The organism is Paenibacillus alkalitolerans (assembly GCF_016482785.1).
Lineage (GTDB): Bacteria > Bacillota > Bacilli > Paenibacillales > YIM-B00363 > Paenibacillus_AE > Paenibacillus_AE alkalitolerans.
Map to the genome: position 1 here is coordinate 19,845 of NZ_JAEMXM010000012.1, position 19,113 is coordinate 38,957.

Genomic DNA, 19,113 nt, shown 5'->3' on the forward strand with positions numbered 1-19,113 from the left:
TGGTTCCATCATCCAAAAGCTAATTATTGCGCTGTTTCTATTCTCTTTGGCGGTCATCACGTATGATAGTTTGCCGTACTTCGACTTTTCGGTCTATCGTCCGATTTCGATGTTTTCGATGTTTACCGCTTCGTTGCTGCTGCTGTTTACCGACTTCCGGTTCAAGAAGGGCGATCTGTTCTTACTGCTCTTCGTGATGTACAGCACCGGGCACTCCCTTATTATGTCGATCGGATATGAGGATGCCGGCAGCAGCTTCAAACATGTGGTAACACTGGTGTTCGGGCTTTCGATGTACCGGATATCCGTCTATATCGCCGAACAAGCCAAAGAAAACCCCGCACTGATCGGATGGATTGCCAAGAGTCTCATCATCGCGTTTGTTCCGCCGCTGGCGGCGGGCTTCCTGCAGTTAATGGATTCGCTATTTGTCCGGAGCGGATTTTCCGGGGCATTCACGGGACTGTTCTCGGAGAAAGTGTACAAAGGCCGGATTCAAATGCTGTCGGGCGAGCCTTCTTGGGCTGCGATCCATATGCTGAGCGGCGGACTGCTTATGTTGTACATGTACAAACAAGGGTTCCGAAAGCATCTGATCCTGCTGACCGGCACTGCGGTGCTGTTGGTGTTGTCGTTCTCGGCATATGCTTACAGCGTGCTGCTGACAGCGATAGTCATCTATGTGCTTGTCACGAATAAACACCGCGGGCGAATGCTTCTGGTATTGGGAGCAAGCATTGCTATTGTCGCGATCGGCGTACCGTTTTTACTGGAGACCTTTCGCGTCAGCGGTTATTTCACGGATCGGTTTCAGTTTGATTTAAACAAACTGTACCGTACCGACAATTCATTTTACATCAGGGTCGTCTTCCCTGCCATCGGTTTCCTGGAATTTGCCAAGCACCCGATTTTCGGTGTCGGAGGCGGATATTATTACAGGGAATTCGCGGATCTTCTGCTCAAGCATTTCAGCGACGGGTTAAAATTCACGGAAGTATACGACCTCGTGTTCGTTAAACCGGATATGGCGACGTCGCGGAACTTGCTGTCCAAAATATTCGCGGAGGAAGGCATTATCGGAGCCGCTCTTTTCACCGGTTTTATGATCTCGATCTTCCGCAGCGCCGGTGCGAATTCTTATGCGAAGTTCGCCTTCGCGCTGTGCGCTGCGCTCGTTATGAATTTCGATTCCTATTCCTTTGTAAACTTTTGGTTATTGATCGGTTTCATCAGGGGCGGCTTTTTCAACAAGCTTCCAGCTGTTCGGGCAGCGGGCGGTATCGATACGAACAGCATGAAGGAGATGAAACTTATAGCATGAAAATCGTCATTGTCAACAGTCTGTATACCCCGCATATTATCGGCGGTGCGGAAATTTCGACGCAAATATTGGCGGAAACGCTTGTCCCGGCTGCGGAAGTACATGTGCTTACGGTCGGGGGGCAGAAGCGCACAGCCGGAGTGTTCGCGGAGACGGTCAACGGAGTGACCGTGCATCGTCTGCCGTTCAACAATCTGTATTGGATCGGCGACGGGAAGAAACGCGGTTTGCTGATGAAGACCGTCAGAAGAATGATCGATCTCTACAATCCGATGCAAATCCGGGCTGTAAGGGATCTGCTGGCCGAAATCAAGCCGGATCTGATCCATACCCAGAATTTAACCGGGTTTGGGGCCGGGATATGGACGGCATGCGCCGAAGCCGGTGTGCCTGTCGTTCACACCTTAAGGGATTATTCGCTTCTGTCGCCGGTCAGCTCACCGATCTCAAACCCGCTGCTGGCTAGGATCTACAGTCTGACTTCCATTGGCTTCAGCAAACGGGTTTCGGCTGTTGTCGGCATCTCTTCACACATATTGAAGAGGCATACGGATGCGGGATTATTCCCTAACGCCTTCCGGCAAGTCATTCCGAACGCGGTGGACGGCGATATCGTCCGCGCGGAGAAGGATTTCTTCCGGAAACCGCTTCGCCTCGGCTACTTCGGCAGAGTCGAGCCTGAGAAAGGCGTCCGCGAGCTGGTCGATGCGATTCGGTCGGTTCCTCGCGATGTTGTTGAGCAAGCCGTCATTTGCGGCGACGGCGGGTTGAGACAGAACATTATGGAGCTTTGCGGCAACGATGACCGCTTCGTGTTCACCGGCAAGGTAACGCCTAAGGAAGCGCGCAAACTCATGGCAAGCGTGGATGTCACGTTCGTCCCTTCGATCTGGGAAGAGCCGTTCGGGCGAGTGATTATCGAATCCTATCAGACAGGAACGCCGGTATTCGCTTCGGCTGTGGGCGGCATTCCGGATGCCGTCTGGAATCCGGACGAATTCTTGTTCAAGCCGGGAAGCGCGGACGCCATCAAGGCTAAGATCATGGCGTATTATTCGCTGCCGGGTGACGAGAAGAAGCGAATTCAAGAGCAATGTCTGGAGCATTGCCTGGAGTTTACTACAACTTCGTTGCTTAATAAACATCTTGAGCTCTATGAACAAACTCAATCGGCGAAGAACCGGTACAGTCTTGCGGCCGCATACGGGCAGGTGAACTAGATGAGCAAGCCGACGGTTTACATGTGGCCCAAATATAGCCCGGACAATAAATACAGCGAACTGCTGACAAGGTCGATCGAGCGAAACGGGCTGCATGTCGAGCATTACGATCGTGCGGCGATGTTTAAACCGGGCAAGGGGGACATCGTTCATATGCATTGGCCCAGTAATTCGTATACTGCATCTTTCTTCGCTTTAACGATTGTAAAGTCTTTGTTCTTCGCCCTGCTTCTTCTCTACTTCAGATGCAAGGGGGTGCGGCTGTTTTGGACGGTGCACAACGTCTGGCCGCACTCGGGCAAGACGCGATGGGATTATGTGATGCGCAAATTTATTTTGACCGTTTGTCACAGGGCTTTCGTCTTGAGCGAAACGGTCAAGCAAGAAGTTGCCGCAACGTTCGGCATTCAAGCCGGCAAGCTAGTGGTTACGCCGCACGGTCATTATGTGGATGCTTATACCGGCAAGGGTGCCGATATCCGGAAGCGGTTCGGCATTTCACCGGACCGGTTTCTGTTCATGTTTATCGGCCGAATCACTCCTTATAAAGGGGTGGATAAGCTTGTGGATGCTTTCTTGTCGCTAAAGCTCCAGTCGAGCGGCCTGCTGATCGCGGGCAAAGTCGATTCGGGATACAGCCTCGATTTCATCGACAAGGTCAATGACGGAACCGTTAAAGTGTATCCGCATTTCGTGGATGATCAAGAACTTGCCGACTTCCTGCGGGCAGCCGACGTGATCGTGCTGCCGTACAATCAAATAACAACGTCCGGGAGCGCCATTCTCGCGCTGTCGTACAAAAAACCGGTAATAGCCCCGAGGCTCGGGGCACTCGGCGAATATGTATCGGACGGGTGCGGCATTCTGTACGATCCGGAAGATCCGGACGGCTTGCGCAACGCGCTTGGGATGTCCATGCAGATGGATATGAAGGAGACGGAAATGCACATTGCGGCAAAGCTGGGAGAACTGGATTGGGGCCGGATAGCAAGTAAAATGATTAACGTCTATACCGGAATAAAGCGGTATGAGGTGAACGCATGATGATAGCGACAGTAGCCATTTGCACCCATAATCGGTCGGCGGATTTGAGAGAGGCGCTCCTGAGTTTGCTGCATCAAAGCTTCAAGGGCCCGTTCGAGGTGATCGTGGTCGACAATTGTTCCACCGACGATACCAAACAGGTTGTGCAAGAGTTCAAGTCGATGGTTCAAATTCCGGTGCGCTATGTATTTGAAGAACGGCTGGGCCTTTCCGTTGCCCGGAATCGTGCGATCCGCGAAGCGGGCGGCGAGTATGTGCTGTTCCTGGACGATGACGCGAAGGCTTCCGTAGATTGGATCGACGGTATCGTGTCCTTGTTCGAACAGGATCCGCTCATCGGTTGTGTGGGAGGCAAAATCGAACCGGCATGGGAAGGCAGCGCGCCGCCATGGTTGTCCCCGGAAAACCGGACGCTCTACACGATCTTGGATTATTCCGAAGAAATCGAGGAAATGCGCAAACCGGCCATTCCGTTCGGAGCCAATGTGGCATTCCGCAAATCGGTTTTCGATTCGATGGATACATTCCGGGAGGACTTGGGCAGAGTGGGAAGCAATTTGCTCTCCAGCGAGGAGGCTGAATTGATCGAGCGTATCCGCAGCCGGTACAAGGTCTATTACACGCCTCATGCCTCGGTGCTGCATAAGATACCCCGAAGCCGGATCAGCAGAAAGTGGCTGCTCCGAAGAATTTATTGGCAAGGGGTGAGCAGTGCCGTCAGCTCGAATAAGAAGACGGGTATTTTCGTGAAATCGCTCCTGAAGGTTCCGCTCTTTCTTCTGCTTACGATCGTTTTTATTTACGATAAACGCCGAATATTTCGCAACATCAGCAGAATCACGTATATTAACGGTTTGATCAGCGGCGTGCTGCGAACCTATAACTAACGGGAAATATCCGGTCTAAGGATGTCGGGAATGATCAATCAACTGGCAATCAAAAGAGTTTTACACGGCCGCGGAGTGTTCCAAACGATCTTGCATACAAGCGCCGCCAATCTGATGATTATGCTTCTCGGCATGTTGACGTCCATTGTTACGGCAAGATTGTTTGGAGTCGTAGGGAAGGGCGAGTTCTCCGCGATCCTGTTCTGGCCGACTTTTCTGGCCGGGATTCTCAGTTTCGGGCTGCCGACTTCCCTTATTTACAATATGAAGACGAATCCGGGCTATGGAGCCGAATACATCAAAGCGGGTTTTCTGTTCCAAATTCTCGTCAGTCTTATCGCCGGCATCATCGCTTGGGTGTATCTTCCCGTCTGGCTGGGGAACTATTCGGCGGACGTGATCCGAATCGCTCAATGGTATACCGTCATAACGCTCCCGACGCTGCTGGCCGTCAATTTGATTTCGGCGCTTGCGCAAAGCATGGAAAAATTCAACCTGTACAACGGTTTGCGGGTGTACGTTCCCATGAGCAATCTGTTGGGGCTGCTGGCGCTGTGGGCCGCCGGCCAATTGAACCTGCATAACGCTGCGGCTGTCTTTTTCATCACGTGCCTGATGGTTGTCTTCTGGGCTTTGTACATGTTGCGGCGGGAATTAACCTTCAATTGGCTTCGGAAATTCGCGGACCGCATGGCGCCTAAGGCGCTGTTCGGTTACGGCGGAAGGGTGTACGGCGTTGAACTGCTCGGCACATTATATTCGCAGTTCGATAAGCTCATCATCCTGTCGCTGCTTACGCCGAGAGATTTCGGTTTGTATTCGGTGGTATATATGTTATCCCGCGTCTTTAATGCGGTTCAGCTGGCGATTTCGAACGTCATCTTTCCGAAGGTGACCGGGATGGATAAGGAAAAAATCATAGAGACGGTTAGCAGGGCGTTCCGGCTCTCCTTGCTGCTCATGACGGCAGCGGTCATTCCGGGCATGATCGTCGGGCGATTCCTGCTGAGCATCTTATTCGGGCAGGAGTTTCTGGAAGCGAGCGGTGCTTTCTATCTGCTTTCCGTTGAATGCATCGTCGGAGGGGGTTCATGGATTCTCGCCTCCTCGTTTAACGCAATGGGACGTCCGGGTCTTGTGGCCGCACGTCAGGCGGCCGCACTTGCCGTAACGATCGGTTTATTTTTCATATTTACGCCGATGTACGGATTGAACGGCATTGCGCTTGCCCTATTGCTTGGCGCCGTTGTTCGCATTCTCATTACGGTCGCCGCCATGAAGGTCGTCTTCAAGGTGCGCATTGCCGGCATCTTTTACGATAAGGGCGATATGCGCTTTCTGATCGAGCGTTTGTCTAGAAAAACACAATTTTCTCGGAAAACAGAATCCTAATAGTAATGGAGTTGAAGGGCGAACAAGACCGGTATGAATAAAAGCGGGAGAAGTTTCAAGGATTACGCGAAATTCGGTTATCGAATAATACTTGGCTTGTTGTTCAGAAGAAAGCTCGATAAATGCGGAAAGCTGCTGCGGGTGGGCGGCAAAGTGACGGTGTCGAAGGCCAGGCATGCCAAGTTCATAATCGGCGACAAAGTCATCCTGCACAGAAATACCGGATTTTTCTTGGATTCGGACGAGGCAGTCATTGAAATCGGCGACCATACTTTTATTAATCGAAGATCTGAAATCATGTGCAAGAAGCTCGTGAAAATCGGCAGAAACTGCGCGATTTCTTGGGATGTTTCCATTATGGATACCGATTACCATTGTATCGAAGGAAGTACGCCCACTAAGCCGACGGTTATCGGGGACAACGTGTGGATCGGAAACAAATCGATCATCCTCAAGGGTGTCACGATCGGTACGGGCGCCGTCGTGGCGGCCGGATCGGTAGTTTCAAAGGATGTGCCCGCCTATGCGCTTGTTGCAGGGGTTCCGGCGAAGCTAGTTAAAACGAATGTAAGGTGGACTAAGTGACGGGAAGGATAGAGAAGAAATGCAAAAAGGAGACGGATTGATGCAAACCATACCACTCGCTCATCCGATGGATGAGCTTAAACACCGGCTTCGTCAAATATTGGACGTGATCCCGCCCCGTTCCAACATTTACTACATCGATTATCCGGTTCACGGTAACGGCGGCGATCTGCTGATTATGAAGGGTACGGAAACATTTTTCAAAGATTATCAAATAAACGTCCGGGCACGGTACAGCGTCTACGATTTCCCGGAAAAGCTGCCGATTCCGAAGGATCACATTATTGTGCTGCACGGCGGGGGAAATTTCGGCGACCTGTATCCGGCGCACCAGAAATTGCGCGAGAAAATCGTTTCCGACTATCCGGGACACCGTGTGGTCATACTGCCTCAGACGATTTTCTATAAGAATAATTTCGAATTCAACCGAACGGCAACGATCTTCAATCGGCATCCGGACCTGCATCTATATGTTCGCGACACACTGTCGGCGGATATGGCGAAAGACAAATTCAAGACATGCAACATATATTTGTCTCCGGATATGGCTCATCAATTATGGCCGATTCAGAATCGATACAATCCGGACAAGGATCTGCTCTTCTTCCTCCGAACCGATATCGAGAAGACTACGGAGCAGGAGCAGCTTGAAGCTTCAGGTCTGGGAGATTGCTTGGACTGGTCGACGCTCTACAGCAAAGTCGAGCAGAAATCGATTCGCTTCTTTTCCAAAATGCTTGAAAAGGGAAGCGGCGCGCTGCCCGTAAGCAAGATTTGGGGCGCGTATACCGACTATCTTGTAAAGAAAGCGGTAGACCGGTTCGGCAGCTACAAGAAAGTGCAGACATCGAGGCTTCACGGGCATATTCTGTCTTGTCTGATGGATAAGCCGAACGTATTGATAGATAACTCCTACGGCAAGAACGCCAACTACTACCGGACCTGGACATCCGGCATCACTTCGGCGAGATTGCTGGCGAATCAGACGAAAAAATAGAAAATAAATAAATAGAAGAGCGGAGGGACCATATGAAAATCGTTCTACTTTCCGGAGGCTCCGGCAAACGGCTGTGGCCGCTATCGAATGATTCACGGTCGAAGCAGTTTTTGAAAATCTTGAAAAATGACGAAGACCGTCTGGAGTCCATGATTCAGAGAGTCTGGGGACAGATCGGGAAAGCCGGCTTGCAAGAACACTCCTATGTGGCGACAAGCAAAGCGCAGGTCGAGATGATTCACAGCCAACTGGGAAGCGATATAAATGTGATCGTCGAGCCCGAAAGAAGGGATACGTTCCCCGCCATTGCGCTGGCCGCCACGTATTTGTATTCCGTCGAAAGCGTTAGCCTCAATGAGACGGTTGTCGTAATGCCGGTTGATCCTTACGTCGAACAATCATTCTTCCATAAGCTTGAGGAGTTGCAGCACGTACTGAACAACTCCGATGCCGATTTAGCGCTCATGGGCGTTAAACCGACTTATCCGTCGGAGAAATACGGTTACATCATTCCGAAGCAGAAAGCTGAAGCTGAGGCTGGTGCCGAAGCCGATGCGAACCGGCCGTTCGTGGAAGTCCACAGCTTCCGCGAGAAACCCCGTCAAGAAGAAGCGGCAGAGATGATTCGCCAGTCTGCGCTTTGGAACTGCGGGGTTTTTGCATTTAAGCTGGATTTTCTCATCAACATTCTGATTGCGTACGAGCTGCCGATTCAGTATGAAGAAATGTTGAAGCGTTACGGCAGACTTCCTAAAATCAGCTTCGATTACGAAGTGGTGGAGAAAGCGAACCGGGTTGCGGCCGTGCAATATGACGGAGACTGGAAGGATCTCGGCACTTGGAACACGCTGACTGAGGAAATCGAAGCTCCGCTGATCGGCAAAGGGATCATTACGGAAGGTTCGGTGAATACGCACGTCATTAACGAATTGGATATTCCGGTAACGCTGCTTAACCTGTCCAATGTAATTGTGGCGGCCAGTCCGGACGGCATCCTTGTGGCGGACAAAGCATCCAGTCCGCTTATTAAAGAAGTGATGAAGCATTCGGATCAACGCCCGATGTACGAAGAGCGGCGCTGGGGCCGGTACCGGGTACTGGATTACATTAAATATCCGGACGGAACGGAAGTATTGACGAAGCGGATATTTATCGCATCCGGAAAAAATTTAAGCTACCAGTACCACAGCCTTCGGGATGAAGTATGGACTGTGGTCTCGGGGCAAGGGGATATGATACTCGACGACCGGCGGTTTACCGTGTCGGCCGGCGATGTCGTATCGATTCCGAAAGGGAAAAAACACAGCTTGCGGGCGGAAAAGGATATCGAAATTATAGAAGTGCAAACAGGGACGCAGCTGATCGAAGAGGACATCGTGCGGCTCGAGCTTGATTGGAACGATATCATTCAATTTTGCACGGTAATGGAGTGATGAACATGAACATTGCGGTTATCGGCACCGGATACGTCGGACTCGTGTCGGGAATATGCTATGCGGAGCTTGGCCACCAAGTCATCTGCGTCGACAATGATCCGGCAAAAATCGCAACCTTGCAAAACGGAGGCGTTCCGATCTACGAACCGGGTCTGCAGGAGCTGTCCGTTAAAAATATGTCTGCGGGCAGGCTGAGCTACACTTCCGATCTGAACGGCGCCGTCCGGCAATCCGAGATTGTCATTATCGCGGTCGGGACGCCGTCACTGCCGAACGGTGAAGCGAATCTGTCTTATATCGATCAAGCGGCAGCCGAAATTGCGGATGCGATGAACGGGTATAAAATCATCGCCGTGAAGAGCACGGTGCCCGTCGGAACGAACGAGCGCGTTAGAGACCTGATCCGCAGCCGAACAAGCGAGCGGTTCGACAGCATATCGCTGCCGGAATTTTTGAGAGAAGGTTCGGCCGTCCGGGATACGATGCATCCCGATCGTATCGTGATCGGCGCCGATTCGCCAAGCGCCGCCGACACGATGGCGGAGCTGCACCGGGCGCTGACGGATCAAATCATGGTGACGGACATTCGCACCGCGGAAATGGTCAAATACGCATCGAACGCGTTCTTGGCAACGAAAATTTCATTCATCAATGAAATTGCGAACATTTGCGAGAAGGTTGGCGCCGACGTAACCAGGGTGGCGGAAGGGATGGGATACGACAAGCGGATCGGCCCGGCGTTTCTTAAAGCGGGCATCGGCTACGGCGGCTCCTGTTTTCCGAAAGATACGCGAGCCCTTATTCAAATCGCCGGTCACGTCGATTACGAGTTCAAATTGCTCCGTTCCGTCGTTGAAGTGAATCAGGATCAACGGTTCAGTGTCATAAGAAAGCTGGAAACGATTTTTGAAGGCGATCTGCAGGGGAAGACGATCTCGGTATGGGGGCTTTCATTCAAACCGAATACCGACGATGTCCGGGAATCGCCCGCATTGGAAATTATTCGGCATCTAGTCGGCAGCGGAGCTCAGGTGAAGGCGTACGACCCGATCGCGATGCCGAACTTCCAGCACTTGTTCGGGCAGTCCGGCGTCGTTTGGTGTCAGGAGGCGTTGGAAGCCGCAACAGGAGCGGATGCATTATGCCTGCTGACGGAATGGGATGAATTTGCCCAAGTGGACCTTCGTCAGCTGCAGACGTTGTTGCGTAAACCTATCTTGATTGACGGACGCAACGTGTTTAACGAAGAAGATTTGGCGGGCACGGCTTTCGTCTATTATTCCATCGGCCGTCCGCGTCTGAACCAAGGCGTTAAAGAGGAGATACCGATCTTACAATACTAAACAACAGGATCTGGAGAGAAAGGAAGAGTCATGAAAAAAATTGCATTGCTGCTGGCATTCACTTTGATCGTAAGCCTGATTCCGGCCCCTGTTATGGGGGAAGAAGATGATGATGAAGAAGTGGCGTACAACGGCGAATCCGGTGTAAGTTCCAGCGTACCGTCCGGAAAGGTGCCCTACGGACGCATGGTCTTGCTCAACAAGGCTTCGCCGGGGGATGTCGTGTATTACACTACGGACGGCAGCGATCCGCGGTTCTCGTTTACCCGCAAGCATTACAAATCTCCGATCGCGGTGACGGACACGCTGTTGCTTAAGACAACCGCCGTGAAGTATTCCGGTACGGGCCGGGCGGCGGCCGGCAAAGTTTCAACTTACCGGTATGAGCCGGTCCGTTCCGGGGAGCCGCCTGTCGGAATGATCGATACGCTCGATAATTTCAAACAAGTCGCCGGCCGTTCGAATTTGTACATTGCAAAGGACCGTTATTATTACTTCGACAACGACAAAAGCAGGTTCGTTCGTTCGACGGCGTCGCCGGGCACCGTCACTTACAATACGTATTACGACATTAACTCCTTCTTGATTTACGGCAGCTACTTTACAGCAGGCATACCGCTCGAGCCGCTTCGGCTGCACGTTTCGCCGGACGGCAAAGAGTATACGGAAGTGAACGTTCAGTCGTATCCTGTCGGCTATCAAGTAAACAACTGGCAGAAGTACGCATACGAGGCTTTATCTTTGCCGGAGGGAACAAGGTTTTTAAAAATCGAAATGCTCGGATCCAAAGCTTGGTCGCCGCATCTGTCGCAGGTTATCATCAATCGGAACACGGCTTCCGTGAAGCTCGATACCTCCGAAGACGAGGGGGCGGTTATTGCCGCATTATCATCGGAAACGAAAGATGCGCGCATTTATTACCGTTTGAACAAGGGACCCGACTTCCTGCCTTATTCCGAGCCGCTCCGGCTGCAAGGATACAGTGTGCTTGAAGCTTACGCGGTCAAAGACGGCATGGAACCGAGTCCGATCCAAAAATACTCGTTGAATGCAGGCGGCGATATACAAGTCGACAGGTTCGGCCAGATGAAGGCTGCGAATTTCCGAGGCAAGGTGGCAAGCGAAGAGGAGTTGGTTTCGGACTTTGAGGCGGATGCCGCTTATTACGACAGCCTGAAACCGCCTTCCGACCGCGACCGTTACGGCGGATTGGCCGGCAGCGCGGAGAAATACGGACTGCGGCGCACAGGATTTTTCGCCATCCAGCAGTTGGGTGAGCGCAAGGTCATGACGACGCCCGAAGGCAATCTGTATTTCAGCTTGGCGGTAAACGGAGTTACACCCATTGAGACCTATACCATGGTCAAGGGAAGAGAAGACAAGTTTGAATCCGTTCCCCGGTATGAAAGTGAGTACAAGAACGCTTATATCGGGAAAGGCAACTTTTCTTTCTATATAGCGAATAAGTACCGCAAGACCGGAGTGTTTCCAACAGAGCATTCCATCTATTCGGAGGCGGTTGAGAGGCTCAAGAAGTGGGGCTTCAACGGTGTAGGCGGCTATTCTCCCGAAAAATACGGTCAGCAGAACCAATTCCCTTACGTGCGGATGCTGCCGCTGAACAGCATGAATTGGGCCAAGCTTGACGGGATCTCGATCTTCGACATATTTGCGCCGAATGCCGAAGAGAAGATCGATCGGGTGTTCGAAAAAACGCTCGAGCCTTACAAGGACGACCCGATGCTGATCGGGTATTTCATCGACAACGAATACGATTTCCATAAATTTTATTCGCATGTGCCGAAGCTGAAGGCGAGCAAGGCTGCGATCAAAGGCAGATTAGTAGGAGCGTTGAAAACTAAATATCGGACCATCGATGCATTCAATGACAGCTGGAAGGCGAATTTCGATTCGTTCGAACAATTGAATGAAGCGGAGCTGCCGTTGAAAACTTCGGAGTCTTGGCGCGATATGGACGAGTTTTACAAGTATTATCTGGATACGTTCTTCGGGACGGTTTCCCGGTTGTACCGCAAATACGATCCCAATCATATGCTGCTAGGGGACCGGTGGATCACGACCACCTTCCACAATAAGAAAATTCGGGACATGCTGGCGGAAGCGGAAGGCAAGTACGTGGATGTCATCAGCATCAACTATTACACCTATAAGATCGAGAGAGAGCTCTTTGATGATTTGCATGAAAAGTCGGGCGGCAAACCGATATTGATGAGCGAATTCGGTTACGGCACGGCAGAGCAAGGGCTGAAGCCTCTCCTTCCCAATTCGGCCGCGAACCAGTTCCAGCGCGGAATGCGCTACCGGAATTACGTCGAGGGGGTCGCCAGTCTGCCCTATGTTGTCGGCACGCATCTGTTCAATTATGTGGATCAAGCAGGTCTCGGCAGGTTTTGGCAGGGCGAATGGGGAGAACGTTACAATTCCGGACTTCTCAATGTTGCGGATCGTCCTTATAAGGATTATCTGCACGGTGTGATGAATACGAACTACGACATATATAAAGTGATTCTCGGCGAACGGCCGAGATTTTACTACGATTTCAGCAAAAAGTGAAGGGGATGAACGATGGTCGATTCCACCGGCAATAATCTTATCTTTTTGCTCTGTACGCCCAGAAGCGGCAGCTCTCTGGCAACGGTGATGCTCCAAAATCACAGCAAAATGTTTGCCACGCAGGAAATGTGGTTTTTGATGAGTCTTCATGACCTGCGAATGCCGCAGCGCCGTTCGTACGGCGGAGCGGGCATCATCAATCAATTTCTTAACGGCGTGGTGCCCGATGAAACCTTCGAGCAGGCGTGCAGAGAATTTGCTCTCCGAATATACAACGGCTTGCTGCAAAGCAGCGGCGGAGCGGAGATGGTGATCGACAAATCGCCCCGGTATTACTACTTGTTGGAATTTATGGACACCCTGTTCCCGCATTCCCGGCGAATTTGGTTAATCCGCAATCCGTTTTCCATCCTCTCATCTTATAAGAAGGTGAGCGAGATTAGGGGTGAACGCTTCAGTCTGAAGGAAGATTTGCGGAATCCGGCTTTCGATATGAAAATCGCCGATTTGACGATCGGGCTGTTCCGTTATTTCAATTACTTCGCTAAAGACAACCCTTACGCTTACCGGCTGTATTACGAGAAGCTGGTTGCCGAGCCCAAGCCGCAGTTAATCGACGTTTGCCGGTTTTTGGGAGCCGAATACGAAGAGGGGTTGGAAAACTACGGTCATTATATGAATACCGCCAAGTCCGACTTGTACTTCAGCATGGGCGTCGGCGATCCGTTTGTCGCTAAGCATTCGGAGCCTAATGCGGATTCCGTCCATATCTGGAAAGAAGTGCTGGACAAGCAGGAGATTGAGATGTACGGCCGTGTCCTCGGAGCGCGGATTTTCCACGAGCTCGGTTACGGCGAGCAGTTGGATGAGGCTGAGAAATTAACGGGCGTACGATTCGAGATGGAACCGGATGCGGACCTTATTGCCTTACGCACCAAGCAATTAGCGGATTCGACAGGCTGCAGGTGGAAGGAAGGCTATGAATTGAGATCGGATGCGGTTGCCGGGTCAAGGTTGGCAGTCCCGGTGCAGAGCGGCATGGAAAACCGTCTACATTCGGAATTGCTGCAGCTTCAGATGACCGTGCGTACGCTTGAGAAGCGGTTGGAGACCAGTTCAATGGAACAAAGGCGATTAAAATCTCAGCTTGATTCCATGAGAAGGAAGATAAACCGGGTGAAATCGATCATTCCGTTCGGGAACCGGTTGTCGCATCTGGCTTCAACATACTTGATCAACAACGGCGGGTGGAAGAAATGAGCGCCATCGCCGGTATATTGCGATTTGACGGGCAACCGGCCGGCCGCTGCGGCGGCGGGATGATGGAAGCGATGCAGCGGTACGATGCCGACGATGCGCATACGTTGGCCGAGGGTCCGGTTTTCCTCGGATGCCGGATCAAACGGGTTACGCCCGAATCCGTCGGAGAACGGCTGCCCTATTACGACCGGGACAATATGTTGGCGATTACGGCGGATGCCATTATCGACAACCGCCGGGAATTGTTTGACCGGCTGCAGGTTCGGCATGCCGATCGCGGCGGGATCACAGACAGCGAGCTTATCCTGCTTGCCTACCGGAAATGGGGACGGCAAGCTCCCGAATATATCATCGGCGACTTCTCATTCATGATATGGGATGAGAAGAAGCGGCTGCTGTTCGGCGCGAGGGATTTATTCGGCAATCGTACCCTGTATTATCATCGCGATGACCGGCGCCTTGCGTTCTGTACGACGATTGAGCCGATATTTGCTTTACAGGACGTGACGAAGGCTCTAAATGAGACTTGGCTTGCCGAATTTTTGGCGATACCGGAAATGTTCGAATGCACCGATGCCTGTTCGACGCCGTACCGGCATATTCTGCAAGTGCCTCCGGCACATACGATCACCGTCTTGGACGGGAACGTTACGCTTGCCGGATACGGCTCCCTGGTACCGCAGGAGACACTCCGCTTAAAGTCCGATCACGAGTACGAAGAAGCGTTTCGCGATGTTTTCGAAGAGGCGGTGAAGTCGAGAATCCGGACGCATCGCGAGGTCGCGGCGACATTAAGCGGAGGACTCGATTCGGGAGCGGTCGCCAGTCTTGCGGCGCGCGCTTTGCGGAAGGAAGGGAAAACTTTACAAACCTACAGCTACATCCCGGCCCGCGACTTTGCCGATTGGACGCCGAACAGCACGGCCGCCGACGAACGGCCGTTCATTCAGGCTACTGCTAGGCGGGCAGGCAACATCACGGAGAGTTACATGGATTTCGAAGGAATCAGTCCTTTGTCCGAAGTGGACGATTGGCTGGATATTCTCGAGACGCCTTACAAATTTTTCGAAAACTCCTTCTGGCTGAAAGGGATTCATATGCAAGCCGGAGCACAGGGCGCAGGCGTTCTGTTAACCGGAGCGCGGGGGAATTTTACGGTCTCGTGGGGACCGGCCATCCCATACTATGCGCTTCTCTTCAGGAAGCTTAAATGGGGGCTGTTCATGCGGGAGCTTCGGCTCTACAGCGCGAATAAAGGAGTTCGCAGATCGCGATTGATGTCCGTGATCGGCAAGCAGGCTTTCCCGTTCCTTGCGAACCGGTCGAAGCCGGATAACGGCCCCGACATTCCATCTTTGCTTATCCATCCCGATTTCGCCGAACGAACCGGAGTATTCGTCAAGCTGAAGGAAAGTCGGATCGGCGTTAACGGCTCTATGATTACCGATCCGCTGGAGCTTCGCAAGGAGAAGCTGCAAAATCCGGCCGCCGGCAATAGGAACGGCGCAACGGCGACGAAATTGTCATTGCGCTATGGCGTATGGGAGCGCGATCCGACTTGCGATCCCAGAGTAGTCCGGTTTTGCTTTTCGGTGCCGTTCGAACAGTATGTCCGCAACGGCATGGACCGCGCGCTTATCCGAAGGGCTATGAAGCATGAATTGCCCGATGAAGTAAGACTGAATCAACGCGTAAGGGGCATTCAGGGAGCGGATTGGGTTCATCGGATGATTCCTCTATGGAAGCCGTTCATCGATGAACTAAAGCAGCTTTGCGCGGACCCGGCAGTTTCAGGTTATCTAAATGTCGACAGCATTAAGGCGACCGTATCGCGGCATGAAGGGCAGCCGCGCCCGGAGTACGCTTTTCATCCGGAGATGAGGGCGCTGATGCGAAGCCTTATCGTCTACCGGTTCTTGAAAAGAATTTCTTGACGATTCAGAAAGCTTGAAAGGAGGTGATAAGCATGGAAAACCAAGTGAAAAAAGAATGGGAAATTCCGGCACTCGAAACGCTGAATGTAAGCGAGACGATGTACGGAAGAGGCACGACGAATATCGACTGGGTTACGACGGACGACATGGACGTCTATACTCCAAGCTGAGAAATTTTCCTGAGGGGTTGGCCCTAATACAATCCATTATGGATTGTATTAGGGTCTTCTTTTCATTACGAAAGGAGTGAACAACATGATATCCGCCGTACGACACACGGTTTATAAGGCATTCGGCATACGGCTGTCGAGCTCGATTCCTTTGCCCGAACTACCCGTATTCAGTGATATTAGCGATGAGAACGAGAACGCGGATGTTGTCATTGAAACGGCCGATCCGAACCGGTTATGGGATGAACTGCAGAAGTGCGGCAGCAACTTCGTGCGAAAAGATAACCGGTTCTTGTTCCTCATACCGGAAACAGCGATTTTCAGCATCGACGATGACGGGAGCAAGATAGCCGTTGCACCGCTGCCGAACGCCGATATGGAGAAAGTGCGTGTGTATTTGCTGGGAACTTGCACCGGCGCGCTGCTGATGATCCGGAAGGTGCTCCCATTGCATGGAAGCGCGGTTGTAATCGGCGGCAATGCCTATGCGTTCCTTGGAGATTCGGGAGCGGGCAAATCAACGCTGGCGGCGGCTTTTGTCAATATGGGACATCAGCTCGTGAGCGACGACGTCATTGCCGTTACCGATGCGGACCGAAGCGGCTTTCCCGTCATCGTGCCGTCTTATCCCCAGCAGAAGCTGTGGCAGGAAAGCATCCATCGTCTTGGAATGGAATCCGGAAATTACCGTACTATTTACCGGGAAACGACGAAGTTTGCGGTGCCGGTGTCTTCCCGCTTTTGTTACGAGCCTGTCCCGCTTGCCGGGGTGTTTGAGCTTGTTAAATCGGAAGGGAATACGGTCCGTGTCAGCAGTCTGCCGAACCTGGACCGGCTTCGGATCATGCTGCTGCATACGTACAGAAATATGCTGATTCGCCGGTTGGGCTTGGAACAGTGGCATTTCAACCTCTCAACGGAAATCGCCAATCGGATTCCCGTCTATCAACTGCAGAGGCCGGCGGAGGGGTTCACTGCACAACGTCTGGCATCCGAAATCATTCGAACTATTGAAGAAGGAGTGACCGCAAGATGACGAATTTACACTTGGCTGAACAGACGATCGTTCAAGCGGAAGGTTATATTGTGAGCGACATGAACGGCGAGAAGGTCATGATGAGCGTCAATAACGGGAAGTATTACAATCTCGGAAAAATCGGCGGCAGAATTTGGGAGCTGCTCGCTTCGCCGACCACGGTGAACAATGTGATCGATACGCTTGTTTCGGAGTATGAAGTCGACCGGAAAGCGTGCGAGGATCAAGTTAACGCCTTCCTGCAAACCCTGCACAAAGAAGCATTGATTGAGGTTCGGAAGCTTGATGCGTAAAGTAATAAAATTTTTATCTTTACCGGCGGAGAAGAAGCGGCTCATGCTGGAAGCGTTCGTATATTTAGGCTGGGCCCGTATATTGAAAGCCATGCCGTTCTCCAAAATCGCTCCTTCTTTGGGGAGGCGCATGACGGAAACGCCTCCGGATCACGATCCGGACAATGAAAGAACGATCCGCCAAGTGAAGGAAGCGGTCCGGGTCATGAGCCGGCATACGTTCTGGGAAAGCCAATGTCTGGTCAGAGCGATCGCCGCCAAAAAAATGCTGGAACGGCGGCGCATCGAATGTACGCTTTATATGGGAACGGCAAGGGACGATTCGGGAAAGCTGATCGCTCATGCATGGCTTAGATGCGGTCCCTTTTATATTACAGGAGCCGAAGAGATGAAGAGATTCACGACGGTAGCCGTGTTCGGAACGGCAAAAAGAGACAGGATGGAAGGTGCTTGACGATGGAGAACGACCATACTCTAGATGTAAGCTCTTTTCCCAAGGAATTAAACGTTATGCTTGCGTTCATGCAGACAGATGCCGGTTCACGTGAGCGGTATCCGGTCAAGCAGCCGCTTCCGGACATCGATTGGAATCAATTTCTGAAGCTGGTCCGACATCATCGCGTTTATCCGCAAGTTTATACGAATATGCAGAACAGCAAATTGATTCCTGCCGATGTCCTGCAAGCTCTTAGCATGGATTACGGCAAGAATACGATTCAGATGCTTCGGTTAAGCGTGGAGATGGAGCGGTTGTGCAGATCGCTTCAGGAAAACGGGGTTTCCCCGCTCGTATTGAAAGGGCCTGTCCTTGCTAAAGAGTTATACGGGGATCTGTCGCTTAGAACGTCGAAGGATCTGGACATTCTGATTCCGATGGCGGACATCGAGAAAGCGGAAGAAATACTGACAAGCCTTGGCTATGCGTGCGAAAATAACGTTCCCCGCGTATTCAATTGGAAGTGGAAGAAGCATCATATTTCGTATTTTCATCCGCAGACGAAGATTGAGGTGGAAATACATTGGCGATTAAATTCCGACATGGGTAAAGAACCGCCGTTCGAGGAGCTCTGGGAACGGAGGAGGACCAGCTCGCTCACAAGCTATCCGGTTTATTTGCCGGGTAGCGAGGATTTGTTTATATATCTTGTTTCTCACGGCGCGCGTCACGCGTGGTTCCGGCTCCGGTGGCTTGCCGATATAGACTGCATCGCGCGGCAGAACATGAATTGGGATGCGCTCATCCGACTCATGCGGCGCTATCAATGTCTCCATCTGGGAGGACAAGCTTTACTTCTTGCTTCCAGGCTATTAAACACCCCGGTTCCAGACAGCATGAAACAGATAATTTCCGACAAACGGCAGCGCGAGTTGGCGCAGCGCTCGATCTTATTTATTCGCGACACTGTAATACCGACTTCGAAGGATATGGAGAAAGACTATAAACGCTACTTGTTTGCTTTGAAAACTACGCGGGAAAAAATGTTTTTCTTGATCAGCCAATTATATCCGAGTTTCAGGGACGCGGAGGCGCTGCCGCTGCCCAAAACGCTGCATTTTCTATATTTCCCCTTAAGACCTTTCGTCTGGTTATGGCGGCAAATGAGGCAGCAAGCATAAGAGA

At 51.8% G+C, this 19,113-nt stretch carries 17 protein-coding genes; all 17 read left to right on the forward strand.

The genetic code is table 11. The features are described 5' to 3' along the window. Nucleotides 1-46: 46 nt before the first annotated feature. Entirely contained in the window at nt 47-1,321 is a 1,275-nt protein-coding gene (locus tag JET16_RS17990) for an O-antigen ligase family protein (protein WP_199618146.1), read from the forward strand. Beyond that, nucleotides 1,318-2,541 (forward strand): glycosyltransferase family 4 protein, encoded by a 1,224-nt coding sequence (locus JET16_RS17995; protein ID WP_199618148.1) that lies wholly within the window; start codon nt 1,318-1,320, stop codon nt 2,539-2,541. The genes JET16_RS17990 and JET16_RS17995 overlap by 4 nt, the downstream gene beginning before the upstream one ends. Next, nucleotides 2,542-3,585 carry a glycosyltransferase family 4 protein gene (locus JET16_RS18000; RefSeq protein WP_199618150.1) on the forward strand — a complete coding sequence of 348 codons (1,044 nt, stop codon included), beginning with the start codon at nt 2,542-2,544 and terminating at the stop codon, nt 3,583-3,585. It abuts the gene before it with no gap. Continuing rightward, nucleotides 3,582-4,472, forward strand: coding sequence for a glycosyltransferase (locus JET16_RS18005; protein ID WP_233531836.1), 891 nt, complete (start codon nt 3,582-3,584; stop codon nt 4,470-4,472). Before JET16_RS18000 ends, JET16_RS18005 begins: the two co-directional genes overlap by 4 nt. A gap of 30 nt (nt 4,473-4,502) precedes the next feature. Then, nucleotides 4,503-5,864 carry a lipopolysaccharide biosynthesis protein gene (locus tag JET16_RS18010; RefSeq protein WP_233531839.1) on the forward strand — a complete coding sequence of 454 codons (1,362 nt, stop codon included), beginning with the start codon at nt 4,503-4,505 and terminating at the stop codon, nt 5,862-5,864. 33 nt (nt 5,865-5,897) lie between these two features. Then, nucleotides 5,898-6,449 carry an acyltransferase gene (locus JET16_RS30875; RefSeq protein WP_199618152.1) on the forward strand — a complete coding sequence of 184 codons (552 nt, stop codon included), beginning with the start codon at nt 5,898-5,900 and terminating at the stop codon, nt 6,447-6,449. A gap of 40 nt (nt 6,450-6,489) precedes the next feature. Further along, the gene (locus JET16_RS18020; RefSeq protein WP_199618157.1) at nt 6,490-7,446 is read left to right on the forward strand and encodes a polysaccharide pyruvyl transferase family protein; all 957 of its coding nucleotides are present in this window, start codon (nt 6,490-6,492) and stop codon (nt 7,444-7,446) included. 32 nt (nt 7,447-7,478) lie between these two features. Further along, a complete protein-coding gene (locus JET16_RS18025; protein ID WP_199618159.1) occupies nt 7,479-8,879 on the forward strand; it encodes a sugar phosphate nucleotidyltransferase in 1,401 nt (466 codons plus the stop codon). A 5-nt stretch (nt 8,880-8,884) separates the two neighbouring features. Then, nucleotides 8,885-10,225: a UDP-glucose dehydrogenase family protein gene (locus tag JET16_RS18030; RefSeq protein WP_199618161.1), complete on the forward strand. Its 1,341-nt coding sequence runs from the start codon at nt 8,885-8,887 to the stop codon at nt 10,223-10,225. Nucleotides 10,226-10,255: 30 nt separating this feature from the next. Continuing rightward, nucleotides 10,256-12,799, forward strand: a complete 2,544-nt coding sequence (locus tag JET16_RS18035) for a chitobiase/beta-hexosaminidase C-terminal domain-containing protein (protein WP_199618163.1) — start codon at nt 10,256-10,258, stop codon at nt 12,797-12,799. 12 nt (nt 12,800-12,811) lie between these two features. Continuing rightward, complete coding sequence (locus tag JET16_RS18040; RefSeq protein ID WP_199618165.1) at nt 12,812-14,059, forward strand: sulfotransferase family protein; 1,248 nt, start codon at nt 12,812-12,814, stop codon at nt 14,057-14,059. Next, nucleotides 14,056-15,993 (forward strand): asparagine synthase-related protein, encoded by a 1,938-nt coding sequence (locus JET16_RS18045; protein WP_199618167.1) that lies wholly within the window; start codon nt 14,056-14,058, stop codon nt 15,991-15,993. The genes JET16_RS18040 and JET16_RS18045 overlap by 4 nt, the downstream gene beginning before the upstream one ends. Nucleotides 15,994-16,025: 32 nt before the next feature. Then, nucleotides 16,026-16,163 carry a paeninodin family lasso peptide gene (locus tag JET16_RS18050; protein ID WP_199618169.1) on the forward strand — a complete coding sequence of 46 codons (138 nt, stop codon included), beginning with the start codon at nt 16,026-16,028 and terminating at the stop codon, nt 16,161-16,163. 85 nt (nt 16,164-16,248) lie between these two features. Continuing rightward, nucleotides 16,249-17,199 carry a phosphoenolpyruvate carboxykinase (ATP) gene (locus tag JET16_RS18055; RefSeq protein WP_199618171.1) on the forward strand — a complete coding sequence of 317 codons (951 nt, stop codon included), beginning with the start codon at nt 16,249-16,251 and terminating at the stop codon, nt 17,197-17,199. Next, complete coding sequence (locus tag JET16_RS18060; RefSeq protein ID WP_199618173.1) at nt 17,196-17,492, forward strand: lasso peptide biosynthesis PqqD family chaperone; 297 nt, start codon at nt 17,196-17,198, stop codon at nt 17,490-17,492. The genes JET16_RS18055 and JET16_RS18060 overlap by 4 nt, the downstream gene beginning before the upstream one ends. After that, nucleotides 17,485-17,946, forward strand: a complete 462-nt coding sequence (locus JET16_RS18065) for a lasso peptide biosynthesis B2 protein (protein ID WP_199618579.1) — start codon at nt 17,485-17,487, stop codon at nt 17,944-17,946. Before JET16_RS18060 ends, JET16_RS18065 begins: the two co-directional genes overlap by 8 nt. A gap of 2 nt (nt 17,947-17,948) precedes the next feature. Next, nucleotides 17,949-19,109 carry a nucleotidyltransferase domain-containing protein gene (locus tag JET16_RS18070; RefSeq protein WP_233531870.1) on the forward strand — a complete coding sequence of 387 codons (1,161 nt, stop codon included), beginning with the start codon at nt 17,949-17,951 and terminating at the stop codon, nt 19,107-19,109. Nucleotides 19,110-19,113: the final 4 nt, after the last annotated feature.